The sequence below is a fragment of the Streptomyces sp. PL-29 genome (assembly GCF_058344425.1).
In genome coordinates, this window is sequence record NZ_CP136996.1 from 1,525,001 (window position 1) to 1,549,824 (window position 24,824).

Here is a 24,824-nt window from a genome sequence, read left to right on the forward strand (position 1 = left end):
CGAGGATCCGGCCGAGGAGGTCGGGGGCCACGGTGAGGACCGGCCGGTCGAAGAAGGGCCGGCTAAGGGGCGTACGGTCGGGACGCGCGCTCATCCGGTCGAGCGTAGTGGACCGCGCCCGACTGCAACCGGGGCGCGAGGTTCCGCGTTTGTACCGGGTAGTCGCGGTGTAGTCGCCAGATCGTTCAAGGGGAGTTTGAGCATGGGCTTCAAGAAGCTGTTCGCCAGCCTGGGTGCTGGTGGTGCTTCGGTGGACACGATCATCACCGAGCCGAACGTGGTTCCGGGCGGGATCGTCCAGGGTGAGGTGCGGCTCCAGGGCGGATCCGTGGAGCAGCAGATCGAGGGGCTGTCCGTCGGGCTGCAGGCGCGGGTCGAGGTCGAGAGCGGGGACCAGGAGTACAAGCAGAACATCGTCTTCACCAAGCAGCGCCTCGGCGGTGCCTTCCAGGTGCAGGCCGGCGCGCTGCACGTGGTGCCCTTCGCGCTGGAGATCCCCTGGGAGACGCCGATCACCCACTTCGCGGGCCAGCACCTGCACGGCATGAACATCGGGGTCAGCACCGAGCTGGAGATCGCGCGCGCGGTGGACGCGAGCGACCTGGACGCGATCAACGTGCACCCGGTGCCGGCCCAGCAGGCGATCCTGGACGCCTTCCGCCAGCTCGGCTTCACCTTCCGCAGCGCGGACATGGAGCGGGGGCACATCCGTGGAACGCGGCAGACGCTGCCCTTCTACCAGGAGATCGAGTTCCTGCCGCCGTCGCAGTACCGCGGTCTGAACCAGGTGGAGCTCACCTTCGTCTCGGACGGCCGGGAGATGGACGTCGTCCTGGAGATGGACAAGAAGCCGGGGCTGTTCAGCGAGGGCAGTGACACCTACCGGTGCTTCCAGGTGGGTCTGCAGTCGTACGAGGGCACGGACTGGGCCGCGTACCTGAACCAGTGGATCGCCTCCGTGGGCTCGCAGCGCAACTGGTTCTGATCCGTGCGTGGCGGGGAGGGGCTCCGGACTTCGGGGGCGTCCGGAGCCCCTCCCCGTCGGCCTAGGCTCACCCTGACCGCGGTTAGCCATTCCAACCAGGAGGTTTCGACGTGACCGACCGTGACAGGCCGCCGCTCCCCCACGATTTCCACCCCGAGGTGCACGGGTTCACCGTGACGAGCGATGACGTCTCCCACGGCGCGGACCTGCATGCCGCCCAGGTTCTGACGGGGAAGAACGTCTCGCCGCAGCTGCGCTGGGAGGGCTTCCCCGAGGGGACGAAGAGCTTCGCCGTGACCTGCTTCGACCCGGACGCGCCGACGGGCAGCGGGTTCTGGCACTGGGTCCTCTTCGACCTGCCCGCCTCCGTGACGGAGCTTCCGGCCGGTGCGGGAACCGGGGACTTCCCCGGTCTGCCGGAAGGCGCCGTGCACGCCCGGAACGACTACGGGACGCGGGACTTCGGCGGTGCGGCCCCGCCGCGCGGCGAGCGGCACCGCTACGTGTTCACCGTGTACGCGGTGGACCGGGAGCAGCTGGGCCCGGACGCGGACTCCTCGCCCGCGGTCGTCGGGTTCCACCTGCGGTTCCACGCTCTGGGGCGGGCACAGCTCGTCGCCGAGTACGAGGCGCCCGCCGCGCGCTGATCGTTCGCCCGGCGTTTGCCCGGTCCTGGTCTAAAGAAGCCCGGGACCGGGCATTTTTATTGCGTTGTCCCGCGTGGCGCACGCGGCCAGAGTGGTTGCGGGCCTTGCCGCCGTGGTGGTCGCGGGCCTGCACACGGGAGGTGGGCGAGATGCGGGACACGCTGGTGCTGAATGCGAGCTTCGAGCCGCTGTCGACGGTGACGTTGAACCGAGCTGTCGTCCTGGTGCTCCAGGACAAGGCCGTCGTCGAACAGTCGCACCCCGAACTGCGGGTCCGCGCCGCCACCATGGATCTCCCGATGCCCCGGGTGATCAGGCTCTGCAGGTATGTCAGGGTGCCCTTCCGAAGACATGCTCCCTGGTCGCGGCGGGGGGTGTTGGTCCGAGACCAGCACCGGTGCGCGTACTGCGGCAAGCGTGCGACCACGGTGGACCACGTACTGCCGCGGGCGCAGGGTGGTGGGGACACCTGGCTGAACACGGTGGCCTCCTGTGCCGAGGACAACCACCGCAAAGCGGCCAGGACTCCGGAGGAGGCGGGGATGCCGCTCCTCCGGAAGCCCTTCGTGCCGTCTCCGGCGGACGCCATGCTCCTCGCGCTCGGGGTCGCCGGGCAGGAGGCGCTTCCGGAGTGGCTGGAGCGTTCCGCCTAGACCCCGTCCGCTGAGTGGCGTATTTCTTCTCCGCTGCTCAGCGGACCAGCAGCTGGACGATCGCGAGGAGGCCGACCGTCACGATGACCCCGCGCAGCACGTTCGGCGGGAGGCGGCGGCCGACCTTGGCGCCGATCTGGCCGCCGATCGTCGAGCCGATGGCGATGATGAGCACGGCGGTCCAGTCGAACTCGGCGACGAAGAGGAAGAAGACGGCCGCGATGCCGTTGACGAGGGCGGCGACGACGTTCTTGACGGCGTTGATGCGTTGCAGGTCGTCATGGAGCAGCAAGCCCATCAGCCCCAGGTACAGCACGCCCTGGGCCGCGCCGAAATAGCCGCCGTAGGCGCTGGAGAAGAGCATGCCGCCGAGCAGGAGCGGGCCGCCGTCGGGGTGGGCCGTATCGCCTCCGGCTTCCTGGCGCCGGCGCAGGGCGGCGGCGAGCCGGGGCTGGAGGATGACGAGGACGAGTGCGAGTCCGATGAGGACGGGCACGATCGTGTCGAACGAGTCGGACGGCAGGGCCAGGAGCAGGGCCGCGCCCGCGAGCCCTCCGACGGCCGAGACCGAGCCGAGCCGCAGGACGCGGGCGCGCTGCCCCCGGAGCTCCTTGCGGTAGCCGACGGCCCCACTGATGGAACCGGGCACCAGACCCAGGGTGTTGGACACGTTGGCGGTGACCGGCGGCAGGCCGGTGGCCAGCAGCACCGGGAAGGTGATGAGGGTGCCGGAGCCGACGATGGTGTTGATCGTTCCCGCGCCGATGCCGGCGGCGAGGACCGCGAGTGATTCCCAGATGGACATGGACGGTGCCATCCCCTTTGCATGAGTGAGTCGCCTCCCCGCCATGAAGGTCGAGGGGCCTCACTGATCATGCCTCAGGGGGCGTGCGCGGCCGGTCGCCGGGGTCAGTCGATCGGGGGCTGCTCGCGGCGCTCGGCGCCGTCCTTGTCCCGGGCTGCCGGGATGCCGCCGTCCTTGCCGGGGCTCTTCGGGTTGAAGCCCGAACCGCCGCCCAGAGGGCCGAAGTTGCCCATGGCGCCGGAGAGGCCCTTGAGCGCGTCGCCGATCTCGCTGGGCACGATCCAGAGCTTGTTGGCGTCACCTTCGGCGATCTTCGGGAGCATCTGCAGATACTGGTAGGCGAGAAGCTTCTGGTCGGCGTCGCCGGCGTGGATGGACTCGAAGACCGTACGGATGGCCTGTGCTTCGCCCTCGGCCTTGAGCGCGGCGGCCTTCGCCTCACCCTCGGCACGCAGGATGGAGGACTGCTTCTCACCCTCGGCGCGCAGGATCTCGGACTGCCGGACACCCTCGGCCTGGAGGATCGCGGCGCGCTTGTCGCGGTCGGCGCGCATCTGCTTCTCCATCGAGTCCTGGATGGAGGTCGGCGGCTCGATGGCCTTGAGCTCGACGCGGTTCACGCGGATGCCCCACTTGCCGGTGGCTTCGTCGAGGACTCCGCGCAGGGCGGCGTTGATCTCCTCGCGGGAGGTGAGGGTCCGCTCCAGGTCCATGCCGCCGATGATGTTGCGCAGGGTGGTGACGGTGAGCTGCTCGATGGCCTGGATGTAGCTGGCCACTTCGTACGTCGCCGCCCGGGCGTCGGTCACCTGGTAGTAGATGACGGTGTCGATGTTGACGACGAGGTTGTCCTGGGTGATGACGGGTTGCGGCGGGAACGGGACGACCTGTTCACGCAGGTCGATCCGGTTGCGGATCGAGTCGATGAACGGGACGACGATGTTGAGGCCCGCGTTGAGGGTGCGGGTGTAGCGGCCGAACCGCTCGACGATGGCGGCGCTGGCCTGCGGGATCACCTGGATCGTCTTGACCAGTGCGATGAAGACCAGAACCACCAGAATGATCAGGACGATGATGATCGGTTGCATGCGGTTCCCCGTGCCCTTCCGGCTGTCTGTGCTGCCCCGTTGATCGGAGTCTCGCAGACCTGGGGGCCGCGAGCAGGCTGCTTCTCACATCACGACGGCGGTCGCGCCGTCGATCTCCACCACGTCGACGGTCCGGCCCGGTTCGAAGCTGGTGTCCGCGTCGAGGGCGCGGGCGGACCAGATCTCGCCGGCGAGTTTGATGCGGCCGCCGCTGCCGTCGACCCGTTCGAGGACGACGGCGGTTCTGCCCCTCAACGCGTCGATGCCGCTGCGGTGTTGGGGGCGCTGGTCGCGGTGCCGCTGGGCGATGGGCCGGACGACGGCGAGGAGCGCGACCGACACGACCGCGAACACCAGGACCTGGGCGACCACCCCTCCGCCGAGAGCCGCCGTGACGGCTGCCGCCACCGCTCCAACGGCGAACATGCCGAATTCCGGCATGGCGGTCAGGACTAGGGGGATGCCCAGTCCGACCGCGCCGATGAGCCACCACACCCACGCGTCGATGTCCACGTGGTCATGGTAGGTCGGCCGGACGGGCTCGGGACAGGGTGCGGGCGGCGGTACCCGGAGGATGACCGCCCGCGGTCCGCGTACCAGGGGCGGTCAGCCGAGGGGCAGGCCCTGCGCGGTCCAGCGGTCGGCGCCGTTGCGCTCGACGACCAGGGGGAGGCCGAAGCAGAGCGAGAGGTTGCGCGAGGTCAGTTCGAGGTCGATGGGACCGGCGGTGACGACCTTGCCCTGGCGGATCATCAGGACGTGGGTGAAGCCGGGGGCGATCTCCTCGACGTGGTGCGTCACCATGATCATGGAGGGGGCGAGCGGGTCGCGTGCGAGGCGGCCGAGGCGGCGTACGAGGTCCTCGCGGCCGCCGAGGTCGAGGCCCGCGGCGGGCTCGTCGAGGAGCAGGAGCTCGGGGTCGGTCATCAGCGCGCGGGCGATCAGGGTGCGCTTACGCTCGCCCTCGGAGAGGGTGCCGAACTTCCGGTCGAGGTACTCGGTCATGCCGAGCCGGTCCAGGAAGGCGCGGGCGCGCTGCTCGTCGACCGCCTCGTACTCCTCCTGCCAGGTCGCCGTCATGCCGTAGGCGGCGGTGAGGACGGTCTGCAGGACGGTCTGGCGCTTCGGGAGCTTGTCGGCCATCGCGATGCCGGCCATGCCGATGCGGGGGCGCAGCTCGAAGACGTCGACCTTGCCGAGGGTGCTGCCGAGGATGGTGGCGGAGCCCTTGGTGGGGAAGAGGTAGCTGGAGGCGAGGTTCAGCAGTGTGGTCTTGCCGGCGCCGTTGGGGCCGAGGATCACCCAGCGCTCGCCCTCCTTCACCGACCAGGAGACCTGGTCCACCAGAGCCCGGCCCTCGCGGACCACGGATACGTCCACCAGCTCCAGAACATCGCTCATGAGCGTGTTGTCACCCCTTGCAGTCACGGTTCACTGTGCGCCGGTAGACGCAGCCCCAGGGGAAAACCTACGCCACTCGGGGAGGGGTCCGGGGCCGGGGCCCGGTGCGGGTGGCGATCCGTAAAGTGGGGGGATGCTTTTCGAACCACGTTCAGGGCGGCTGGCCGCCTGGGGGAACGCGCTGCTGGCCGGTCTGGTCTCGCCCGACGAGGCCGCGATGTCGATCGTGGGCGAGGACGCCGTGCACCGGGTGGAGGGTCTGCCGGGCGAGCCGGGGCCGGTGGGGCTCACGCTGGCGCTCGGCCGGCTCCGTGCGCTGGGGGTCAGGGGGCTGCGGGTGGCGCTGCCGGCACCGGGGCACCCGCTGGGGCTGAGCGGGCCGCCGGAGTTCAACGCGCGGGCGCTGGAGGCCGAGGAGGCCGTCGTCGCGGTGGGGGCGGCGGTGGGGCTGGTGCCGGAGGTGGCCGAGGCCGGTCCGGCCGGGGACGTGCACGTGTCGGTGACCTGGCACTGCCTGCCGGTCCGGGAGGCGCCGCCGGCGGACGTGCCGACGCTCGGCGAGGCGGAGCGGGAGCTGGCGGAGGCGCTGCGCGAGGCGACCACGGTGCTGACCCGGCTGGACGTGGCGGGGTCGGGGCCGGTGGCGGAGGCGGCGCTGTCGGCGTACCGGGCGCGGGCGGAGGCCGGGCAGGACGCGCTGGCGCCGGGGTATCCGCCCCGGGCGGTGCGGGTGCTGGCGCTGGCACAGCGGGTGGATCTGATGGTGTCGCTGGCGCACGAGAGCGGGCACGGGGGTGCGGTGGCCGCCTCGGAGATGGCTGCGCGGGCGGAGGCGCTGCGGCCGGTGGAGCGGGTCGCCCGGCGGGCGCTGGTGGCCGCCTACAACGCGGCCGTCGAGGCGCGCGAACGAGGCTGAGCAGCAGGCTTGTGGTGCGGTGCCTTCGCTGGGGCGGGGCCGCGCCCGGGTTGTGCGGGGATCGGCCCGCGGCCCCGCTTCCGGGGAGAGGGGGGAAGCGGGGCCGCGGGTCGGGGGTGGGGTCAGGCGTTGACGCCGCTGTTGCCCCACGCGCCGTTGAGCAGGCCGATCACGTTGACCGTGTTGCCCACGACGTTGACGGGGACGTGCACCGGGGCCTGGATCAGGTTCCCGGAGGCCACGCCGGGCGAGTTCAGGGCCTCGCCCTCCGCTGACGCACCGCTGTGCGCCGAGGAGACACCGGCGCCGGCGGCGAGGAGGCCGCCCGCGATCATGGTGACGGCTGCGGCCTTCTTGAAGTTCTTCACGTTCTCGTCCTCCAGTACGTCCGCCGCGACCGGCCGTCGCGGCACGCCATGGAGAACGGCCACCCCGAACCCGGGGATACGCCATGTGGGCTACATACACCCGACCGTATGAATCTCAGCTGATTCTCAGCCCGTAAGCAATCGGTCCGATTCGGGCGGTCTACTCGGTGATTCCGTGCCTGACCGCCCACAACGCTGCCTGGGTCCGATCGGAAAGGTCCAGCTTCATCAGGATGTTCGAGACGTGCGTCTTGACCGTCTTCTCCGACAGCACCAGGGCGCGGGCGATCTCACGGTTGGAGCGGCCGTCCGCGATGAGGCCGAGGACCTCGCGCTCGCGGTCGGTCAGCGAGCCGGACCGACCCGCCTGGGGGCTGCGGTCGTCCTGGGCGATCAGGGCCTGCGCCACCTCCGGCTGGAGCAGGACGTGGCCGGCGTGGACGGAGCGGATGGCGCCGGCCAGGGCGTCCGGGTCGATGTCCTTGTAGACGTAACCGGCCGCGCCGGCGCGCAGGGCGGGGACCGCGGTCCGCTGCTCCGTGAAACTGGTGACGATCAGCACCCGTGCGGGGTTCGCCAGCTCGCGGAGCCGGCGCAGGGCCCCGATGCCGTCCGTGCCCGGCATCTTGACGTCCATGAGGATCACGTCGGGCCGCAGCTCCTCGGCGCGGGTGATGCCCTCGTCGCCGTCGGAGGCTTCCCCGACGACCTCGATGTCCTCCTGGACCTCCAGGAAGGTGCGCAGGCCCCGCCGGACCACCTGGTGGTCGTCCACGAGCAGGACGCGGATGCGGATGCGGCTGCCACCGCGGGCGGTGCTGTCAGCCACCGGGGACCTCCATCTCGATCGTGGTGCCCTGACCGGGCTCCGAGTGCACGGCGAGGCGGCCTCCGACGCCGCTCGCGCGGTCCCGCATGGAGACCAGGCCCAGATGGCGGCCCGCCCGGCGGACCGCCCGGGGGTCGAAGCCCTCGCCGGAGTCGGTGATGCTGAGGACCGCTCCCCCGGTGGGCGTGCGGGCCAGGGTGACCTCGACGCGGTCGCCGCCCGAGTGGCGCAGGGCGTTGTGCAGGGCTTCCTGGGCGACACGGAGCATCGCGTCCTCCTGGGCCGCGGGGAGGGCCCGTACGCCCTCGCAGGCGAAGGTGACGTGCGCGGTGTGCGCGCGGTCGAGTACCTGGACGTGGGTGCGCAGGGTGGCCACCAGGCCGTCCTCGTCCAGGGCGGCCGGGCGCAGCTCGGTCACGGCGGCGCGCAGTTCGTCGGCGGCCTCCGCGGCGAGGGCGGCCACCTGGTGGAGTTCGTCCTTGGCGCGGGCCGGGTCGCGGTCGACGAGGGTCGCGGCGGCCTGGGCGGTGAGGCGCAGGGAGAAGAGCTTCTGGCTGACGGCGTCGTGCAGCTCGTGCGCGAGGCGGGAGCGCTCCTCGGCGATGGTGAGTTCGCGGCTGCGTTCGTAGAGCCGGGCGTTGGTGAGGGCGATCGCCGCGTGCTGGGCGAGCAGGGAGAGAAGGTCCTGGTCCTCGTCGGTGAAGACGCGGTCGGCGCCGTCGGGGGCGCTCCTCTTGTTCGCGAGGAAGATCGCTCCGAGGGTCTCGTCGCCGTCCCGGACGGGCATGCCCAGGAAGTCGGACATCTCGGGGTGGGCGGAGGGCCAGCCACCGAAGCGGGGGTCCTTACGCACGTCGGCGAGCCGCTCGGGGCCGTTCTGGTGGAGCATCGCGGCCAGGACGCCATGCTGCCGGGGCAGCGGGCCGATCCGCCGCCACTGTTCGGCGCTGATGCCGTCGACGACGAACTGGGCGAAGCCGCCGTGGTCGTCCGGGACGCCCAGGGCCGCGTACTCGGCGTCGAGCAGCTCGCGGGCCGACACCACGATCGTGCGCAGGACGTCGCGGACCTCCAGGCGGCGGCTCATGGCGAGCAGCGCCGTACTCACGGCGGCCAGGCCGCCGCGGGGTCCGCGCGACAGGGGGCTTGCGGTCATGGCCTCACCGTACCGGCGGCCGTGACCTGCGGGATCGGACGGTGGGAGGGACCTGGGGCGGGTCGCAGGGCGTAGGTCCAAGGGACCTGTAGAGGTGGGGCCGGCGGCCGACGCGGCGGGGGGCCGCCCCTTCCTACGGTGAGGGCATCTGCTGGTCGGGACGAAGGTGAGGGTGCTGTCGATGTCGGTGGCGATCGTGACGGGGGCGTCCAGGGGGCTCGGCCGGGCGCTGGCCGGGGAGCTGGCGGCGCGGGGCTGGGACCTGGTACTGGGTGCGCGGGGCGCGGCGGCGCTGGAGGAGACCGTGGCCGGGCTGGGGCGGTCCGGTGGGGTGCGGGTCGTGGCGGTGGCCGGGGACGTGTCCTCGGGGGCGCACCGGGCGGCGCTGGTGGCGGCCGCGCGGCGGCTGGGCGGGCTGGACCTGCTGGTGAACAACGCGGGGGTGCTCGGGGCCGAGCCGCTGGTGCCGCTGGCGGTGCATCCGCCGGCCGGGCTGCGCGAGGCGTTCGAGGTCAATGTGCTGGGGCCGCTGGGGCTGGTCCAGGAGGGGCTGTCGCTGTTGCGGGCCTCGGCGGCGGGGGCCGTGCTGAACATCAGCTCGGACGCCGCGGTCGTCCCGTACGCCACGTGGGGTGCGTACGGGGCGACCAAGGCCGCGGTGGACCAGCTGTCGGCCGTGCTGGCGGTGGAGGAGCCGGAGCTGCGGGTGTGGTGGGCGGATCCGGGTTCCATGCGGACCCGGATGATGGCGGCGGCCGAGCCGGAGGAGGACCTGGCGGCGCTGCCGGCACCGGAGGAGGTGGCTCCGGTGCTGCTGCGACTGCTGGAGCGGAACCTGCCGAGCGGGCGGTACACGGCGGAGGGGCTGGCCGGGGCCGCGGCGGACGGCGGGGCGCCGCGATGAGCGGGAGGGGTGGCGGGATCCGGGCCGGAAGGCGCGGTCGGGCGGTGGTGGGGGGCGAGGGGCCGAATGCGGGACTGTATATAAAGGACATTCCTCGCGAACTGCTGGCCCGGGTTCCCGCCGAGCAGCGGGGGCCGGGGCTGGGCCGGGACGCGGTGCGACTGCTGGTGTCACGCGGCAGCACCGATGTCTCGCTGCACGCCTTCCGGGAGCTGCCGCACCTACTGCGGGCCGGCGACGTGCTGGTGGTGAACACCTCGACCACCCTCCCGGCCGCCGTGGACGCACGGCTGGCCGGGGAGACCGTAGTGGTGCACTTCTCGACGCAGGGGGACGACGGCCGCTGGGCGGTGGAGCTGCGCAGCCCGGCGGGCGGCGGGACGACCCGGCCCCGCCCCGGCGGACCGGCCGGCGCGGTGGCGGAGCTGCCGGACGGCCGCCACCTGGGCCTGGAGGAACCCCTCGGCGCGGGCGCGGACCGGCTGTGGTGGGCGCGGCCGGGGCCGGGTCCGGGCGGGATCGCGGAGCTGCTGCGCGATCACGGGCGGCCGATCCGGTACGCCTACACGGAGCGGGACCAGCCGCTGTCCGCGTACCAGACGGTGTTCGCGGTACCGGCGGCGGACGGCTCGGGCTCGGCCGAGATGCCGAGCGCCGGCCGGCCCTTCACCGCGGAACTGGTGGCTCAGCTGGCGGGCCGGGGGGTGCGGTTCGCCCCGCTGACCCTGCACACGGGGGTGGCTTCCCAAGAGGCGCACGAGCCGCCCTACCCGGAGCGGTACGCGGTGCCGGCCGCGACGGCGGCGCTGGTGAACGCCGCGCGGGCGGGGGGCGGGCGGGTGATCGCGGTGGGGACCACCGCGGTGCGGGCGCTGGAGTCGGCGGCGGACGCGCGCGGGGTGATCCGCGCGGCGGGCGGGTGGACCGATCTGGTGGTGACACCGGAGCGCGGGGTGCGGGCGGTGGACGGCCTGCTGACCGGGCTGCACGAGCCGGAGGCCTCCCACCTCCTGATGCTGGAGGCGGTGGCGGGGCGTGCCGCCGTACGGCTGGGGTATGCGCAGGCGCTGGCCCGGCGCTGCCTCTGGCATGAGTTCGGCGACCTCCATCTCCTCCTGAAGGATGACAACCGTCACGGAAAGCATTGCTGAAGCAACGCATGGTGAGAACGGCGTAAGGACGGTGTGAGCCCCGGCATAGGACCCACATCACTTACGAAGCTCCCTAGTGGAAGAGTGCAGGTCCCATCAGTGCGGTCAGGGCCCGCGTCGAGGCCGGAACACCCCCCTCGACGCCCGGCCCTGATCCACTAAGCAGGATCGTACGTCACACCTTTGCCACAGGATTTTGCCGCCGCTAAGAATTGCTCCCGTCGCCAGGCGCCGCGGATCCCGGATCCGCAGGGCGCCTTCCTGCGGCCCCCGCTATTCGAAGAGGTTGCCCCGCCATGTCTGCTTCCCGCACCCCCGGTCACAGTCGTCTGACGAAGGCACACAAGCTGTCCATCGCCGGTGTCGCCACCCTGAGCGCCGCCGCCGTCGCCTTCTCCCTCGTCCCCGCCGACGCCGCCGAGGCCGAGACCATCTCGGCCGCCCCCGTCGCCTGGGCCCAGGCCGTGAACGGCACGCAGACCAAGGCGCTGTACGGGCACCTCTCCGCGCAGCACGTCATCGCCGACGCCAACGCGAAGGCCGCCGCCGCCAAGGCGAAGGCCGAGGCGAAGGCGAAGGCCGACGCCGACGCCAAGGCCAAGGCGGAGGCCGCCGCGAAGAAGGCCCGCGAGCAGAAGGCGGCTGCGAGCCGCTCCGCCGCGCGCACCCCGGTGTTCGCGAACAACCTGGACGGCTGGATCAAGGAAGCGCTCTTCATCATGAAGCGCGAGGGCATTCCGGGCACCTACGCGGGCATTCACCGCAACATCATGCGCGAGTCCAGCGGCAACCCGATGGCCATCAACAACTGGGACATCAACGCCAAGAACGGCATCCCCAGCAAGGGCCTGCTCCAGGTCATCTACCCGACCTTCAAGGCGTACCACGTCAAGGGCACCAAGTTCGACCAGTACGACCCGGTCGCCAACATCGTCGCCGCCTGCAACTACGCGGCCGACCGCTACGGCTCGATGGACAACGTCAACAGCGCCTACTAAGCCTGCGGCGGTCCTCGCCCCACTCACACATGCGCCGCAGGGCGGCACCCGGGATCCGGGTGCCGCCCTGCGGCGTGTGCGCGTGTCGCGGGCGTCCGCGGCTACTTGCCCGCGCGCATGACCTCGGGCTCGTGGCGGCGCAGCAGGCGCTGCACCAGGAACCCGCACGCGATGCCGATGGCCAGCAGGATGATGATGTTCAGGCTCCACTGGCCGACCGTGGCGTCCCAGAGCGGATCGGTGTTGGTCGGGTTGTCTCGGTCCCACGGCGGCATGAGCTGGCCGAGGTTCAGGGTGGTGCCGGCGGCGGCGATGGCCCAACGGGAGGGCATCAGCCAGGCGACCTGCTCCAACCCCGGGGAGTCGTAGACCTGGAAGAGGATGCCGGTGAAGACGACCTGGACGATCGCGAACATGACCAGCAGCGGCATGGTCTTCTCGGCGGTCTTCACCAGCGAGGAGATCACCAGGCCGACCATCATCGAGGTGAAGCCGAGCGCGATGACCGACAGGCACAGCTCAACGGCCGGCGGCATCAGCAGGCCCTCGGCGGGCAGGTCGCGCGGGGTGAAGCCGATCACGCAGATGATCACGCCCTGGATGGCCGTGATGAAGCCGAGGACGATCACCTTCGACATGAGGTACGCCGACCTGGACAGGCCGGTCGCGCGCTCGCGTTCGTAGATGACGCGTTCCTTGATCAGCTCACGGACCGAGTTCGCGGCGCCGGAGAAGCACATGCCGACCGCGAGGATCAGCATGATCGTGCCCGCGTCGCCGTTGAAGCGCGACGGCGGGGTCGGCGGTGCCAGGCCGAAGGTCGCCGGGATGACCGTGGAGACCACGCCCAGGACGGCCGGCAGGATCAGCATCAGGCCCATGAAGCCCTTGTCCGACGCGATCACCGAGACGTAGCGGCGGATCAGCGTCCACAGCTGCGCGCCCCAGCCCTGCGGCTTGGCCGGGCGCATCTGCTGGGCCGACGGCATGACGACCGGCTGCGGGGCGACCGCGTCGAGCTCGGCGGCGTAGAGCTGGTAGTGCTGCGAGCCCTTCCAGCGGCCGGCCCAGTCGTAGTCCCGGTAGTTCTCGAAGGCGGAGAAGACGTCCGCCCACGTGCCGTAGCCGAAGAAGTTCAGTGCCTCGTCCGGCGGGCCGAAGTAGGCGACGGACCCGCCCGGGGCCATGACCAGCAGCTTGTCGCAGAGCGACAGCTCGGCGACGGAGTGCGTGACGACGAGGACCGTGCGGCCGTCGTTGGCGAGGCCGCGCAACAGCTGCATGACGTCGCGGTCCATGCCCGGGTCGAGGCCGGAGGTCGGCTCGTCCAGGAAGATCAGCGAGGGCTTGGTGAGCAGTTCCAGGGCGACGGAGACGCGCTTGCGCTGACCACCGGAGAGCGCGGTGATCTTCTTGTCCTTGTGGATGTCCAGCTTGAGCTCGCGCAGCACCTCGTCGATGCGGGCGGCACGCTCGGCCTCGGCGGTGTCGCCGGGGAAGCGGAGCTTGGCCGCGTACTTGAGCGCGGTGCTGACCTTCAGCTCCTTGTGCAGGATGTCGTCCTGCGGGACCAGGCCGATGCGCTGGCGGAGCTCGGCGAACTGCTTGTACAGGTTGCGGTTGTCGTACAGGACGTCGCCCTGGTCGGCGGGCCGGTAGCCGGTCAGCGCCTTGAGCAGGGTGGACTTGCCGGAGCCGGAGGGGCCGATGACGCCGATCAGCGACTTCTCCGGGACGCCGAAGGTGACGTCCTTGAGGATCTGCTTGCCGCCGTCGACCGTGACCGTGAGGTGGCGGGCCGAGAAGGAGACCTCACCGGTGTCGACGAACTCCTCGAGGCGGTCGCCGACGATGCGGAACGTCGAGTGGCCGACGCCGACGATGTCGTTCGGGCCCAGCAGCGCGGTGCCGGACTTCGGCAGCGCCTGGCCGTTGACGTAGGTGCCGTTGTGGCTGCCGAGGTCGCGGATCTCGAAACGGCCGCCGGGCATCGAGTGGAACTCGGCGTGGTGGCGGGAGACCTGGAGGTCGGAGACCACCAGGTCGTTCTCCAGCGCACGGCCGATCCGCATCACGTGTCCCAGCGCGAGCTGGTGGAAGGTCGTCGGGCTGCGGTCGCCGCCGTACTGCGGTGCTCCGCCCTGCGCCGGGAGGGACGCGGCGCCGTCGCCCTGCTGGTGCGGCACGTGGGCCTGCGGCTGCTGCGGCGGCTGGTTCCAGGCCTGCTGGGGCTGCTGGGGAGCCTGGTAGCCGGCTGCCTGCGGCTGGGCGTAGGCCTGGGCCGGAGTCTGCTGGGCCTGCTGCTGCGCCACGGCCGGCTGCGGCGCGGCGGCGGCGCTCAGATTCAGCCGCGGGCCGTCGGTGGCGTTGCCCAGGTGGACCGGCGTGCCGGGAACCAGCGCGGTCTGCTGGACCCGCGCCCCCTGCACGTAGGTGCCGTTGGTGCTGCCGTGGTCTTCGAGCCCCCAACCCTGGCCGTTCCAGGCGATGGTGGCATGCCGCCACGACACCCGCGCATCGTCGATCACCACGTCTCCCTGGGGGTCCCGCCCCAGCGAGTACGACCTGGACGGATCGAGCGTCCAGGTCCTGCCATTCAATTCCAGTACGAGTTCCGGCACTCCAGCCCCACTTAAGTCCCCCGAGATTCCCCCACGACGTCAGGGAGTCTAGGGATGGCGAACATCCGGGGGAACTATTTCAGGCCCACAGCCGTATGTGGAATCCGGGCCTGGCCCGGGCGTCTACGTCTGCCCGTTGACGGGGGCGAAAGTCACCCGGAGAGTGAGATACGGGACTTCTCGCCAGGGGTGTCCCGCCGCGTACGGCTCGGCAGGCATCGGGGGTTCACCGCATGCACCGCATCCGCTGGGGAGACGTGGTCCTGTCCGCCGTGGCCGCTGTGGGCTGGTCCCTGATCGTGATGGGCGGGGGTGGCCGGCCTGGGTCTGCGCCTGCTGGGTGCGGACGCCGCCGGGGGTTCGCTCGGGCCGATGACGGCCGCGGTGGTGGTTCTCGCCGTCGGTGGAACCGTGGACCCCTCGGGTGACGTCTCGGTGTTCGGAGTTGCTGGGGCGGGGGCCGAAACCTCCCTGGACGTCATGCCCTTGGGCGTGTCACTGGCCGGCGCCCTGGTGCTGGCCGGGGTGTTCCTGCGGTCGCTGCGGGCCGGGGAGGGTCCGGGCGGGACGGCGGCCAGGGTCGTGGCGTTCACGGCGCTGCTCGTCGCGACGGCGGGCGGGCTGGCATGGGCCGGGCACGACGTGATCACCCTCGACGGTGTGTCACCGCCGAGCCCCCCCGGTGCGGATCGAGGTGCCAGGGGTCGGGGACATCGGCGGGCTCCTCCCGGACCGCGTCGGCGACCTGATCGAGGCACGGACCCGGGTGGGCTTCTCCGTGGCGACCGGGCCGACACTGCTGGGCGCGGGCCTGTGGGCGCTCGCGGTGCTGGCGGTGGCGCTGCTGGTCTCGCGGCGCGGACCCGCCGCGCTGGCCCGACTGCGTCCCGCCGCCTCGGCGGTGGTGACGGTGCTGCTGGTCGCGGTGGCGGCGGGGCTGGCCGCCGCGGTGTGGGCGGCGGCGGGCGACGAGCACCCCCGGCGGGTGCTGGGCGCAGCGCTGCTGGGCGCACCGAACGGGAGCTGGCTGGGGGTGCTGCTGGGGCTGTCGGTACCGCTGCGCGGCGTGGCCACGGGCAGTTCGGCACGGCTGCTGCCCGATCCGCTGGACGACCTCCTGTCGGCCTCGGCACGGGAGCCCGTGACGGTGGCCCGGCTCGCGGAGTACGACGGGCGGGCCTGGCTGCTGGTCGTGGGCGTCTCGCTGCTGCTGCTCGCCGCGGGTGTGCTGGCGGCCGTACGGACACCCGGACGCGGCGTCGCGGGGTGCGCGGTGCGGCTGGGCGCGGTGACCGGGGTGACCCTGGTGGTGCTGGTGCGGCTGACGCGGCTGTCGGCGGACGCCTCGCTGGCGGTGCTGGGCGTGGACCTGGTGGACGCCGGGGTGGAGCTGCGGGGGGACGTCCCCTACGCCCTGCTGCTGGGCTCGGTGTGGGGTGCCGCGGCCGGTGCGGCCGGTGCGGTGCTGGCGGGCCGGAGGCGGCCGGCGGAGGTCCGGGCCGCGGGCGGTACCGGGGGGCCGGCCCCGGTGGATCCCGGCGCGCCCACGGCCCCGTACGGGACGGGTCCTGGCGGGACGGGCGCGCGGGGTGCGCGTGAGGTGCCGGGTGCGTCGCCGGGGTGGGCGGTGCCGTACCTGGACCCGGACGCCTCCTGGGACGTGACGGTCACCGGCATCCCCCCTCGCCCGCCCCGCCGCACCCCGCCCCCGCAGCGGCCGCCGTTCACCCCTCCGCCCCCGCCGGGCGCCCCGCCGCCGCCGAAGCCGCCGATGCCGCCGGCCCCGCCGCGCTGACGGCCGGGCAGGACGCGGCACGTTCAGGAAATGGGACGGGGGTCCTGTCGTGGGGGCCGGGAAGATACGGTGAGGGCACCATGAGCGCATCGCAGACCTCCGACGTCCCCACCCTCCTCGTCAAGATCTTCGGCAAGGACCGTCCCGGGATCACCGCCGGGCTGTTCGACACCCTCGCCGCCTACTCCGTCGACGTCGTCGACATCGAGCAGGTCGTCACCCGTGGCCGCATCGTCCTGTGCGCCCTCGTCACCAAGCCCGTCGGCGGCACCGAGGGCGACCTGCGGGCCACCGTCCACAGCTGGGCCGAATCGCACAAGCTGCAGGCCGAGATCCTGTCCGGCACCGGCGACAACCGGCCGCGCGGCAGCGGCCGGTCCCACGTCACCGTGCTCGGACATCCGCTCACCGCCGAGTCCACGGCCGCCATCGCCGCGGAAATCACCGGGGCCGGCGGCAACATCGACCGTATCTTCCGCCTCGCCAAGTACCCCGTGACCGCGGTGGAGTTCGCCGTCTCCGGGGTGGAGACGGAGCCGCTGCGCACCGCACTGGCCACGGCCGCCTCGCACATCGGCGTGGACATCGCCGTGGTCTCGGCCGGTCTGCACCGCCGGGCGCAGCGGCTGGTCGTCATGGACGTGGACTCCACGCTCATCCAGGACGAGGTCATCGAGCTCTTCGCCGCCCACGCCGGGTGCGAGGCCGAGGTCGCCGAGGTCACCGAGCGGGCCATGCGCGGGGAGCTGGACTTCGAGCAGTCGCTGCACGCCCGGGTGGCGCTGCTGGCGGGCCTGGACGCGTCCGTCGTCGACAAGGTCCGCGCCGAGGTGCAGCTGACGCCGGGCGCTCGGACCCTGATCCGCACGCTCAAGCGGCTCGGCTACCAGGTGGGCGTGGTCTCGGGCGGCTTCACCCAGGTGACGGACGACCTGCGGGAGCGGCTGGGGCTGGACTTCGCCTCCGCCAACACCCTGGAGATCGTCGACGGGAAGCTGACGGGCAAGGTCACCGGGGAGATCGTGGACCGGGCGGGCAAGGCCCGGCTGCTGCGCCGCTTCGCCGCGGAGGCCGACGTACCGCTGTCCCAGACGGTGGCCATCGGCGACGGCGCCAACGACCTGGACATGCTGAACGCGGCCGGGCTCGGCGTGGCCTTCAACGCCAAGCCGGTGGTCCGCGAGGCCGCGCACACCGCGGTGAACGTGCCCTTCCTCGACGCGGTGCTGTATCTGCTCGGGATCACCCGCGAGGAGATCGAGGCCGCCGACCTGGCCTGACCCGTCACGGGTGCGCGAGGCACCCCGGTCCCCGAACGTGAGGGCCCCGGCGGCCGGTGCGGCTGCCGGGGCCCGCTCGCGTGCCGTGCCGGTCAGTGCCCCTTGGGGGTCCAGTAGTCCAGCAGGGTGCCCACCCCGTGCTCCAGGGACTTCCACGATCCGGTGAAGGAGACGACGGCGAGCGCAGCGGTCGGGAACCCCGTACGGGTCATCCGCGCCAGGGTGTCGCCCTCCGCGCGCCCGGCGAGGGCGTCGGCGAGGGCGTGCATGCCGGGGTTGTGGCCGATGACGAGGAGGTCGGAGACCTCGTCGGAGGTCTCGTTCAGCAGGGCGATGAGCTCGCCCGGCGAGGCGTCGTAGATCCGCTCCTCGTAGTGGGTCTTCGGCCGGTGCGGCATCTCCTGGACGGCGAGCTTCCAGGTCTCGCGGGTGCGGGCCGCGGTCGAGCAGAGGGCCAGGTCGAAGACGATGCCGGTCTCGGCGAGCTTCAGACCGACGGCCGGCGCGTCCTTGCGGCCCCGTTCCGCCAGCGGACGGTCGTGGTCGGACACATCGGGCCAGTCGGCCTTGGCATGCCGGAGGAGGGCGATCCTGCGGGGTGTGTCTGCGCTCATGGCTCCCAGCTTCGCATGAAACGGGCCGTGGAGCGCAGGGTGTTGAGGGGGCTCGTCCCAGGTGGTGGGGGCGCTCGCGAGGTCAGACGACGGCGCGCAGGAGCTGTTCGACGAGCTGGACGAGGCCGGAGACCCCGCCGGTGGCCGCGTGGGCCTCACCGGATCCCGTGAGGAGCAGCAGCAGGAGGCCGAAGGCGAGTGCGGGCAGCGCCGGCGCCCACCAGTGCAGCCGGGTGCTCACAGCGGTGGTCGTGCGCGTCCGGCGGGCGGGGGCAAGGGACCGTGTGTGCGTGGGGGCCGACATGGCCGCCTCCGTGGGTGTGTGGACCGGACTGGCTCGCTGCCTGCGAATCTACGGATCCGGGACGGCGGTTCCCATCCGGGGCACACCCCACTTCACCCTGAGCCTGACCCCCTAGGGGTGGGTGGGGATGTCCCTACCCACGCCAGCGGCCGCGGCCGGGGTCGCGTTCGTCACGGCGAGGCGATCGTCGCGATCACGGAGATGATCACGGAGACGACGAGCATGGCGCCGAGGACGAGGCCGAGCTTCCTGCGGCCGCCCTCCGGGTTCGGTTCGAGTACGGGTGACATGCGGTTCAGTCTCGCATGCCGCATTCGTCCTCGATCGTGCGGTCCCTGCCCGCGAGGACGCCGAGGGCGATCTGCGGTACGAGCAGGCCGGCCATCAGGGCGAGCGGCAGGTCCCAGCCTCCGCTGTGCTGGTAGAGGGCGCCGATGACGAGCGGGCCGGGGATGGAGATGAGGTAGCCGGTGCTCTGCGCGAAGGCGGAGAGCCTGACCACGCCCGCCGGGGACTTGGCGCGCAGTCCGATCATGGTGATGACGAGGGGGAAGGCGCAGTTGGAGACGCCGAGCAGGAGGGCCCATGCCCAGGCTCCGGCGGCGGGGGCCGAGAAGAGGCCGAGGTAGCCGACGAGGCCGAAGACGCCGAGGGTTGCCGCGATGGCGCCCTGGTTCCTCATGCGGCCGGCCAGGCCGGGGATGACGAAGGCGAGCGGTACGCCCATGACCATGGTGACGGCGAGCAGGACGCCGGCGGTGGAGGCGGAGACCCCGGCGTCGCGGAAGATCTGCGGGAGCCAGCCCATGGTGATGTAGGCGCCCGTGGCCTGGAGACCGAAGTAGCAGGCCAGGGCCCAGGCGGTGCGGCTACGGACGACCCGCGGGCCCGCGTCGCTCCCTGCGGCGGCATTCGCGCCGGAGCCGGCGGCGTCCCGGGGCCGGTCGGCACGAGCGGCGGCGCGCGCGATGGGCAGCCACAGCAGTACGGCGACCACGGCGAGGGAGGCCCACATCAGCAGGCCGGTGCGCCAGCTGCCGCCGAGGGCCTCGGTCAGCGGGACGGTCGCGGCGGCGGCGAGCGAGGTACCGGCGGCCAGGGCCATGGAGTAGAGGCCGGTCATGGTGCCGACCCGGTCCGGGAAGTAGCGCTTGACGATCACCGGGAGCAGGACGTTGGTGAGGGCGATGCCGGCCAGGGACAGGGCGCTGGCGGCCAGGAACCCGGCGGCGCCGGCCGCGAAGGGGCGGATCAGCAGCCCGGCGGCGACGGCGGCCATGCCCGCGCAGACGACGGCGACCGGGCCGAAGCGGCGGGAGAGCCGGGGCGCGGTGACACCGAAGACCGCGAAGCACAGGGCCGGGACGGAGGTGATCAGGCCCGCGACGGTGCCGCTCATGCCCAGACCGGCCCGGGTCTCCTCGAAGAGGGCGCCGAGGCTGGTGATGGCGGGGCGCAGGTTGAGGGCGGCCAGCACGATTCCGACGATGAGCACGGGGCCGAGCCAGGCCGGCGGGGCCGGCGCGTGCGGGGTGGCGACGGCGGCGGCTGCCGCGGCGGGCCGGTGGAGCGTCTTGGTCTCTTCGTCGGACATTCACCCATCATAGAATCATGGGATGATTGGTTGTCCAGCGGCGTCAGCCACACTTGCACCCGCACCGCAGCAGCGGCCGCGACCCCGGCCGCACGTGAGAGGAACCCATGCCGCTGACCTCGCCCCGGCGCTCCGCGCTCGTCGATCAGGTGATCGCCCAGTTGCGCAACCAGATCACCTCCGGCGAGTGGCCGGTCGGCTCGCGCATCCCCACCGAGCCGGAGCTCGTGGAGCTGATGGGCGTCGCCCGCAACACCGTGCGCGAGGCCGTGCGCGCGCTGGCGCACAACGGCCTGCTCGACATCCGGCAGGGCTCGGGTACGTACGTCATCGCGACCAGCGAGCTGGCCGGCGTCATGCACCGCCGCTTCGCCGGGGCCGAGCCGAGGCACATCGCCGAGCTCCGCTCCACGCTGGAGTCCTCAGCGGCCCGGCTGGCCGCGGAGCGCCGCACGGAACGGGACCTGCTCCAGCTGGACGCCCTGCTGGCGCGCCGCGAGGAGGCCTGGGCGGGCGGGAACGCGGAGCTCTTCGTGGCGGCGGACGTGAGTCTGCACATGGCGGTGGTGACGGCCTCGCACAACGACGTGCTGATCGAGCTGTACGCGGACCTCGGCGAGCTGGTCGCCGACTGGCTGCGGGCCGACGTGGGCGCCGTGCTGGACCCCGCAGCCCATCTCGACCACACCCGACTGATCGAGGCGATCCGGCGCGGGGACGGGGACGCGGCGGCTTCGGAGGCCGCGGGCTATCCGTTCGTCTGCCTCGGCAAGGAGGCCGGGCGGACCGAGGGGCCGGGGGACGCCCAGGGGGGTCCGGTCACGGCCGCCGGTGGCTGACCCAGGCCGCGCGGACCTCCTTCCAGCAGCGGCCGGTGAGTTCGGCCCGGGCGGCCGGGCCCACGGCCACGGCCGCGCCGTCGCCGTCCAGGTCCCACCAGCGGTCGCACTCGACGTGCAGGCTCACCAGGTCGGTCTCCGGATAGGCGTTGTGGCAGTGCGCGGTCACCAGGGAGCCCTCGATGGAGGTGGCGCAGTCGGCGCCGAAGAGTTCGCGGGCGGCGGGCCGCGAAGGCTGCGCGGGGGGCTCGGCGGGGATGTCGGCGAGGTCGACGGCGGCGGGCGTCGCCGCCTCGGCGCCCGGAGCCGCCTCGTCTCCGGAGGACTGAGCGGCCACGGCCGGGATCAGGAGTCCGGTCACGATCACTGATGTGACCAGTATCGATACTGCTCGGCTCGGCCTGGTGCGCACCCCTGCCTCCTCCCCGCCGAAGCCGGGAAGATCCCGACTTGGTCAGTTTGCAGGCATCTGTCCTGGTTTTCGACTCGGAAAGATCCGGTCGGCCGCTGAACATGCGAGCGAAGGCGGTCGGCGGACGCGAGAACGGCGGCGGCCGCGCCTCCCTCGGGGGGAAGCGCGGCCGCCGCCGCACGGATGCTCGGTTGCGGCCCGGGGTCAGGCACCCATCGCGTGGACGCCGCCGTCCACGTGGACGATCTCACCCGTGGTCTTCGGGAACCAGTCCGACAGCAGGGCGACGACGCCGCGGCCGGTCGGCTCCGGGTCGCTCATGTCCCACTCCAGCATGGAGCGGGTGTTCCAGACCTCGGCCAGCTCGCCGAATCCCGGAATGGACTTCGCGGCCATGGAGCCGATCGGACCGGCCGAGACCAGGTTGCAGCGGATGTTCTCCTTGCCCAGGTCGCGGGCGAGGTACCGGCTGGTGGCCTCCAGGGCGGCCTTGGCCGGGCCCATCCAGTCGTACTGCGGCCAGGCGAACTGCGCGTCGAAGGTGAGGCCGACGACGGCCCCGCCCTCCGCCGGGAAGAGCGGCTTGCAGGCCATGGTCAGCGACTTCAGAGAGAACGCCGAGACATGCATGGCGGTGGCGACCGACTCGAACGGCGTGTTCAGGAAGTTGCCGCCGAGCGCGTCCTGCGGCGCGAAGCCGATGGAGTGCACGACGCCGTCGAGGCCGCCGAGCTCGTCGCGGACGAGTCCCTCCAGGCGGGCCAGGTGCTCATCGTTGGTGACGTCGAGCTCGATCACCTTGACCGGCTTGGGCAGCTTCTTCGCGATGCGCTCCGTCAGCGAGGGGCGGGGCCACGCGGTGAGGATGACCTCGGCGCCCTGCTCCTGCGCCAGCCTGGCCGTGTGGAAGGCGATGGAGGACTCCATCAGCACACCCGTGATGAGGATGCGCTTGCCCTCGAGAATTCCGCTCATGGTGATCAGTGACCCATGCCCAATCCGCCGTCAACGGGAATGACGGCTCCGGTGATGTACGCGGCGTCGTCGGACGCCAGGAAGCGGACGGCTGCCGCGATCTCCTCGGGCTGCGCGTAGCGGGCCAGCGGCACCTGCGCCACGATCCCCGCACGCTGCTCGTCGGTGAGCACCTTCGTCATGTCGGTGTCCACGAACCCGGGCGCGACGACGTTGAAGGTGATGTTGCGGGAGCCCAGCTCGCGGGCGAGCGAGCGGGCGAAGCCGACCAGCGCGGCCTTGGAGGCGGCGTAGTTCGCCTGCCCCGCCGAGCCGAGGAGCCCGACCACCGAGGAGATCAGGACGACCCGGCCCTTCTTGGCGCGGAGCATGCCGCGGTTCGCGCGCTTGACCACCCGGAACGTGCCGGTGAGGTTGGTGTCGACCACGGAGGCGAAGTCCTCCTCGGACATCCGCATCAGCAGCGTGTCCTTGGTGATGCCGGCGTTGGCCACGAGCACCTCGACCGCGCCGTGCGCGTCCTCGATCTGCTTGTAGGCCTGCTCCACCTGCTCGGAGTCGGTGATGTCGCAGCGCACCGCCAGGACACCGAGCTCGGTGAGCGCCTGCGGCGGCTCACCCGACCGGTACGTGATCGCGACCTTGTCGCCGGCCTCCGCGAAGGCTCGGGCGATGGCGAGGCCGATGCCCCGGTTTCCTCCGGTGACGAGAACCGAGCGGCTCAACGGATCACCCTTTCGCTAGCGGTCTGAATACCGAAAACCTATAGGTCGCGTCGCTCGTCCGGGGAATCGACCCCCGACAGGGCCGCGCAGCGGGCTCTGTCGAGTCCCTACAGAAAGATGTAGGCACAAGCACCCCGATCGCGACATGATCGGGGCGACCGTCCCCGACCCCGGGAGGACTTCCGTGCCCCATTCCATCGACGCGGCCTTCACCGCGCTGCCCCTGCGGGCGCTCGCCGACGCGGCGCTCGCCCGGGCCCGCGCGCTGGGTGCCGACCATGCCGACTTCCGGCTGGAGCGGATCCGCAGCGCCTCGTGGCGGCTGCGTGACGCCAAGCCTTCCGGTGGGTCCGACACCACCGACCTCGGCTACGCGGTCCGGGTCGTACACGCCGGCAGCTGGGGCTTCGCCTCCGGCGTGGACCTGACCATGGACGGCGCCGCCAGGGTGGCCTCCCAGGCCGTGGCCATGGCGAAGCTGTCCGCGCAGGTGCTCAGGGCCGCCGGTTCGGACGAGCGCGTGGAGCTCGCCGAGGAGCCGGTGCACGCGGACCAGACGTGGATCTCCGCCTACGAGGTGAACCCCTTCGAGGTGCCGGACGCGGAGAAGGCCGCGCTGCTCGCCGACTGGAGCTCCCGTCTTCTGGCGGCCGACGGCGTGGCGCACGTGGACGCGTCGCTGCTCGCCGTACACGAGAACAAGTTCTATGCCGACACCGCGGGCACCACGACCACGCAGCAGCGGGTCCGGATCCACCCGCAGCTCACGGCGGTCGCGGTGAACGGCACGACGGGCGAGTTCGACTCGATGCGCACCATCGCCCCACCCGCCGGCCGCGGCTGGGAGTACCTGACGGGCACCGGCTGGGACTGGAACGCCGAGCTGGAGGAGATCCCCGGCCTGCTCGCCGAGAAGATGCGGGCACCGAGCGTGCAGGCCGGGCGTTACGACCTGGTGGTCGATCCGTCCAACCTGTGGCTCACCATCCACGAGTCGATCGGCCACGCCACCGAGCTCGACCGGGCGCTGGGCTACGAGGCGGCGTACGCGGGCACCTCCTTCGCCACCTTCGACCAGCTCGGCAAGCTCAGGTACGGCTCTCCGATCATGAACGTGACGGGCGACCGCACCGCTGAGCACGGGCTGGCCACCGTCGGCTTCGACGATGAGGGCGTCCAGGCGCAGAGCTGGGACCTGGTCAAGGACGGCACCCTGGTCGGCTACCAGCTCGACCGGCGGATCGCGAGGCTGACCGGCCTCGGACGTTCCAACGGCTGCGCCTTCGCCGACTCTCCCGGGCACGTGCCCGTCCAGCGGATGGCGAACGTGTCCCTCCAGCCGGACCCCGGCGGACTGTCGACCGAGGACCTCATCGGCGGCGTGGAACGCGGGATCTACGTGGTCGGCGACCGCTCCTGGTCGATCGACATGCAGCGCTACAACTTCCAGTTCACCGGGCAGCGGTTCTTCCGGATCGAGAACGGCAGGCTGGCCGGGCAGCTGCGGGACGTGGCCTACCAGGCCACCACCACCGACTTCTGGGGCTCGATGGAGAAGGTCGGGGGCCCGCAGACCTATGTCCTGGGCGGCGCCTTCAACTGCGGCAAGGCCCAGCCGGGCCAGGTCGCGGCGGTCTCGCACGGCTGCCCGTCCGCGCTGTTCCGCGACGTGAACATCCTGAACACCACGCAGGAGGCCGGCCGATGAGCACGCACGATCACCACGGGATCCGCCGGGGGTCCGGGGGTCGCCCCCCGGGACAG

Annotated in this window: 27 protein-coding genes and 1 pseudogene (1 of these 28 cut by a window edge); 12 read left to right on the forward strand and 16 right to left on the reverse strand. The window is 72.1% G+C overall.

Annotated features, from left to right (window positions below):
* Positions 1–94 carry the start of a DNA-3-methyladenine glycosylase gene (locus tag R4Z63_RS06935; protein WP_037930711.1) on the reverse strand. It extends 548 nt beyond the left edge of the window, so only the first 94 of its 642 coding nucleotides appear in the window; it begins with the start codon at positions 92–94; the stop codon falls past the left edge of the window.
* A 108-nt stretch (positions 95–202) separates the two neighbouring features.
* On the opposite strand from R4Z63_RS06935, the gene R4Z63_RS06940 reads away from it, so the two are divergent.
* The 3 genes from R4Z63_RS06940 (at position 203) to R4Z63_RS06950 (ending at position 2,285) form a co-directional block, all read left to right on the forward strand.
* Complete coding sequence (locus R4Z63_RS06940; protein WP_037930709.1) at positions 203–985, forward strand: sporulation protein; 783 nt, start codon at positions 203–205, stop codon at positions 983–985.
* Between the two features lie 110 nt (positions 986–1,095).
* Positions 1,096–1,632, forward strand: coding sequence for a YbhB/YbcL family Raf kinase inhibitor-like protein (locus R4Z63_RS06945; protein ID WP_037930705.1), 537 nt, complete (start codon positions 1,096–1,098; stop codon positions 1,630–1,632).
* 149 nt (positions 1,633–1,781) lie between these two features.
* Positions 1,782–2,285: an HNH endonuclease gene (locus R4Z63_RS06950; RefSeq protein ID WP_037930702.1), complete on the forward strand. Its 504-nt coding sequence runs from the start codon at positions 1,782–1,784 to the stop codon at positions 2,283–2,285.
* A 37-nt stretch (positions 2,286–2,322) separates the two neighbouring features.
* Here the strand turns inward: R4Z63_RS06950 and R4Z63_RS06955 are convergent, their stop codons facing one another.
* The 4 genes from R4Z63_RS06955 to R4Z63_RS06970 form a co-directional block, all read right to left on the reverse strand.
* Positions 2,323–3,090, reverse strand: coding sequence for a sulfite exporter TauE/SafE family protein (locus R4Z63_RS06955; RefSeq protein WP_384455247.1), 768 nt, complete (start codon positions 3,088–3,090; stop codon positions 2,323–2,325).
* 104 nt (positions 3,091–3,194) lie between these two features.
* Entirely contained in the window at positions 3,195–4,178 is a 984-nt protein-coding gene (locus R4Z63_RS06960; protein WP_037930698.1) for an SPFH domain-containing protein, read from the reverse strand.
* A gap of 84 nt (positions 4,179–4,262) precedes the next feature.
* Positions 4,263–4,691, reverse strand: coding sequence for an NfeD family protein (locus R4Z63_RS06965; RefSeq protein ID WP_037930736.1), 429 nt, complete (start codon positions 4,689–4,691; stop codon positions 4,263–4,265).
* A 93-nt stretch (positions 4,692–4,784) separates the two neighbouring features.
* Complete coding sequence (locus R4Z63_RS06970; protein WP_037930696.1) at positions 4,785–5,579, reverse strand: ABC transporter ATP-binding protein; 795 nt, start codon at positions 5,577–5,579, stop codon at positions 4,785–4,787.
* A gap of 133 nt (positions 5,580–5,712) precedes the next feature.
* Between R4Z63_RS06970 and R4Z63_RS06975 the strand changes: the two genes are divergently transcribed.
* Complete coding sequence (locus R4Z63_RS06975) at positions 5,713–6,495, forward strand: Rv1486c family protein (protein ID WP_384455251.1); 783 nt, start codon at positions 5,713–5,715, stop codon at positions 6,493–6,495.
* Positions 6,496–6,617: 122 nt separating this feature from the next.
* Here the strand turns inward: R4Z63_RS06975 and R4Z63_RS06980 are convergent, their stop codons facing one another.
* From R4Z63_RS06980 to R4Z63_RS06990, 3 genes are all read right to left on the reverse strand, one after another.
* Entirely contained in the window at positions 6,618–6,863 is a 246-nt protein-coding gene (locus R4Z63_RS06980; protein WP_037930731.1) for a chaplin, read from the reverse strand.
* A gap of 160 nt (positions 6,864–7,023) precedes the next feature.
* A complete protein-coding gene (locus R4Z63_RS06985; RefSeq protein WP_384455254.1) occupies positions 7,024–7,692 on the reverse strand; it encodes a response regulator in 669 nt (222 codons plus the stop codon).
* Complete coding sequence (locus R4Z63_RS06990; protein ID WP_037930727.1) at positions 7,685–8,833, reverse strand: GAF domain-containing sensor histidine kinase; 1,149 nt, start codon at positions 8,831–8,833, stop codon at positions 7,685–7,687. Before R4Z63_RS06990 ends, R4Z63_RS06985 begins: the two co-directional genes overlap by 8 nt.
* Positions 8,834–9,029: 196 nt before the next feature.
* Between R4Z63_RS06990 and R4Z63_RS06995 the strand changes: the two genes are divergently transcribed.
* From R4Z63_RS06995 to R4Z63_RS07005, 3 genes are all read left to right on the forward strand, one after another.
* The gene (locus tag R4Z63_RS06995; RefSeq protein WP_384455257.1) at positions 9,030–9,752 is read left to right on the forward strand and encodes an SDR family NAD(P)-dependent oxidoreductase; all 723 of its coding nucleotides are present in this window, start codon (positions 9,030–9,032) and stop codon (positions 9,750–9,752) included.
* Positions 9,749–10,903, forward strand: coding sequence for an S-adenosylmethionine:tRNA ribosyltransferase-isomerase (locus R4Z63_RS07000; RefSeq protein ID WP_384455260.1), 1,155 nt, complete (start codon positions 9,749–9,751; stop codon positions 10,901–10,903). The genes R4Z63_RS06995 and R4Z63_RS07000 overlap by 4 nt, the downstream gene beginning before the upstream one ends.
* Positions 10,904–11,199: 296 nt before the next feature.
* On the forward strand, positions 11,200–11,901 hold the full coding sequence (locus tag R4Z63_RS07005) for a transglycosylase SLT domain-containing protein (RefSeq protein WP_037930688.1): 702 nt from the start codon (positions 11,200–11,202) through the stop codon (positions 11,899–11,901).
* A gap of 101 nt (positions 11,902–12,002) precedes the next feature.
* Here R4Z63_RS07005 and R4Z63_RS07010 read toward each other — a convergent pair whose 3' ends face one another.
* A complete protein-coding gene (locus R4Z63_RS07010; protein ID WP_491522524.1) occupies positions 12,003–14,522 on the reverse strand; it encodes an ABC transporter ATP-binding protein/permease in 2,520 nt (839 codons plus the stop codon).
* A 312-nt stretch (positions 14,523–14,834) separates the two neighbouring features.
* On the opposite strand from R4Z63_RS07010, the pseudogene R4Z63_RS07015 reads away from it, so the two are divergent.
* From R4Z63_RS07015 to serB, 3 genes and pseudogenes are all read left to right on the forward strand, one after another.
* A pseudogene (locus R4Z63_RS07015) lies at positions 14,835–15,146 on the forward strand (streptophobe family protein); the annotation flags it as partial.
* Positions 15,147–15,216: 70 nt separating this feature from the next.
* Positions 15,217–16,317 (forward strand): streptophobe family protein, encoded by a 1,101-nt coding sequence (locus tag R4Z63_RS07020; protein ID WP_491522525.1) that lies wholly within the window; start codon positions 15,217–15,219, stop codon positions 16,315–16,317.
* Between the two features lie 80 nt (positions 16,318–16,397).
* On the forward strand, positions 16,398–17,597 hold the full coding sequence (gene serB / locus R4Z63_RS07025; protein ID WP_037930676.1) for a phosphoserine phosphatase SerB: 1,200 nt from the start codon (positions 16,398–16,400) through the stop codon (positions 17,595–17,597).
* Between the two features lie 92 nt (positions 17,598–17,689).
* Here the strand turns inward: serB and R4Z63_RS07030 are convergent, their stop codons facing one another.
* The 4 genes from R4Z63_RS07030 to R4Z63_RS07045 form a co-directional block, all read right to left on the reverse strand.
* The gene (locus R4Z63_RS07030; protein WP_037930673.1) at positions 17,690–18,211 is read right to left on the reverse strand and encodes a SixA phosphatase family protein; all 522 of its coding nucleotides are present in this window, start codon (positions 18,209–18,211) and stop codon (positions 17,690–17,692) included.
* Positions 18,212–18,293: 82 nt separating this feature from the next.
* Complete coding sequence (locus tag R4Z63_RS07035; RefSeq protein ID WP_370466577.1) at positions 18,294–18,452, reverse strand: hypothetical protein; 159 nt, start codon at positions 18,450–18,452, stop codon at positions 18,294–18,296.
* Between the two features lie 233 nt (positions 18,453–18,685).
* The gene (locus R4Z63_RS07040; RefSeq protein WP_257855467.1) at positions 18,686–18,805 is read right to left on the reverse strand and encodes an SGM_5486 family transporter-associated protein; all 120 of its coding nucleotides are present in this window, start codon (positions 18,803–18,805) and stop codon (positions 18,686–18,688) included.
* Positions 18,806–18,810: 5 nt separating this feature from the next.
* Positions 18,811–20,109 carry a CynX/NimT family MFS transporter gene (locus R4Z63_RS07045; RefSeq protein WP_037930669.1) on the reverse strand — a complete coding sequence of 433 codons (1,299 nt, stop codon included), beginning with the start codon at positions 20,107–20,109 and terminating at the stop codon, positions 18,811–18,813.
* 107 nt (positions 20,110–20,216) lie between these two features.
* Here R4Z63_RS07045 and R4Z63_RS07050 point away from each other — a divergent pair, with 107 nt between their 5' ends.
* On the forward strand, positions 20,217–20,948 hold the full coding sequence (locus R4Z63_RS07050; protein WP_384455270.1) for a FadR/GntR family transcriptional regulator: 732 nt from the start codon (positions 20,217–20,219) through the stop codon (positions 20,946–20,948).
* On the opposite strand, the gene R4Z63_RS07055 is transcribed toward R4Z63_RS07050, so the two are convergent.
* From R4Z63_RS07055 to fabG, 3 genes are all read right to left on the reverse strand, one after another.
* The gene (locus R4Z63_RS07055; protein ID WP_037930666.1) at positions 20,929–21,360 is read right to left on the reverse strand and encodes a hypothetical protein; all 432 of its coding nucleotides are present in this window, start codon (positions 21,358–21,360) and stop codon (positions 20,929–20,931) included. The genes R4Z63_RS07050 and R4Z63_RS07055 overlap by 20 nt on opposite strands.
* Before the next feature lie 204 nt (positions 21,361–21,564).
* Entirely contained in the window at positions 21,565–22,335 is a 771-nt protein-coding gene (gene fabI, locus R4Z63_RS07060) for an enoyl-ACP reductase FabI (RefSeq protein ID WP_037930663.1), read from the reverse strand.
* A 5-nt stretch (positions 22,336–22,340) separates the two neighbouring features.
* Positions 22,341–23,060: a 3-oxoacyl-[acyl-carrier-protein] reductase gene (gene fabG, locus R4Z63_RS07065; protein WP_031148971.1), complete on the reverse strand. Its 720-nt coding sequence runs from the start codon at positions 23,058–23,060 to the stop codon at positions 22,341–22,343.
* Positions 23,061–23,205: 145 nt separating this feature from the next.
* Here fabG and R4Z63_RS07070 point away from each other — a divergent pair, with 145 nt between their 5' ends.
* Positions 23,206–24,768 (forward strand): TldD/PmbA family protein, encoded by a 1,563-nt coding sequence (locus R4Z63_RS07070; protein WP_384451688.1) that lies wholly within the window; start codon positions 23,206–23,208, stop codon positions 24,766–24,768.
* The last annotated feature ends 56 nt before the right edge of the window (positions 24,769–24,824 follow it).

What these genes read in the sequence shown, in the direction of transcription:
- R4Z63_RS06940 (WP_037930709.1), top strand. Translation starts at nt 203, where the DNA reads ATGGGCTTCAAGAAGCTGTTCGCCAGCCTGGGTGCTGGTGGTGCTTCG.
- R4Z63_RS06950 (WP_037930702.1), top strand. Translation starts at nt 1,782, where the DNA reads ATGCGGGACACGCTGGTGCTGAATGCGAGCTTCGAGCCGCTGTCGACG.
- R4Z63_RS06955 (WP_384455247.1), bottom strand. Translation starts at nt 3,090, where the DNA reads ATGTCCATCTGGGAATCACTCGCGGTCCTCGCCGCCGGCATCGGCGCG.
- R4Z63_RS06960 (WP_037930698.1), bottom strand. Translation starts at nt 4,178, where the DNA reads ATGCAACCGATCATCATCGTCCTGATCATTCTGGTGGTTCTGGTCTTC.
- R4Z63_RS06970 (WP_037930696.1), bottom strand. Translation starts at nt 5,579, where the DNA reads ATGAGCGATGTTCTGGAGCTGGTGGACGTATCCGTGGTCCGCGAGGGC.
- R4Z63_RS06975 (WP_384455251.1), top strand. Translation starts at nt 5,713, where the DNA reads ATGCTTTTCGAACCACGTTCAGGGCGGCTGGCCGCCTGGGGGAACGCG.
- R4Z63_RS06995 (WP_384455257.1), top strand. Translation starts at nt 9,030, where the DNA reads ATGTCGGTGGCGATCGTGACGGGGGCGTCCAGGGGGCTCGGCCGGGCG.
- R4Z63_RS07000 (WP_384455260.1), top strand. Translation starts at nt 9,749, where the DNA reads ATGAGCGGGAGGGGTGGCGGGATCCGGGCCGGAAGGCGCGGTCGGGCG.
- R4Z63_RS07005 (WP_037930688.1), top strand. Translation starts at nt 11,200, where the DNA reads ATGTCTGCTTCCCGCACCCCCGGTCACAGTCGTCTGACGAAGGCACAC.
- serB (WP_037930676.1), top strand. Translation starts at nt 16,398, where the DNA reads ATGAGCGCATCGCAGACCTCCGACGTCCCCACCCTCCTCGTCAAGATC.
- R4Z63_RS07030 (WP_037930673.1), bottom strand. Translation starts at nt 18,211, where the DNA reads ATGAGCGCAGACACACCCCGCAGGATCGCCCTCCTCCGGCATGCCAAG.
- R4Z63_RS07040 (WP_257855467.1), bottom strand. Translation starts at nt 18,805, where the DNA reads ATGTCACCCGTACTCGAACCGAACCCGGAGGGCGGCCGCAGGAAGCTC.
- R4Z63_RS07045 (WP_037930669.1), bottom strand. Translation starts at nt 20,109, where the DNA reads ATGTCCGACGAAGAGACCAAGACGCTCCACCGGCCCGCCGCGGCAGCC.
- R4Z63_RS07050 (WP_384455270.1), top strand. Translation starts at nt 20,217, where the DNA reads ATGCCGCTGACCTCGCCCCGGCGCTCCGCGCTCGTCGATCAGGTGATC.
- fabI (WP_037930663.1), bottom strand. Translation starts at nt 22,335, where the DNA reads ATGAGCGGAATTCTCGAGGGCAAGCGCATCCTCATCACGGGTGTGCTG.
- R4Z63_RS07070 (WP_384451688.1), top strand. Translation starts at nt 23,206, where the DNA reads ATGATCGGGGCGACCGTCCCCGACCCCGGGAGGACTTCCGTGCCCCAT.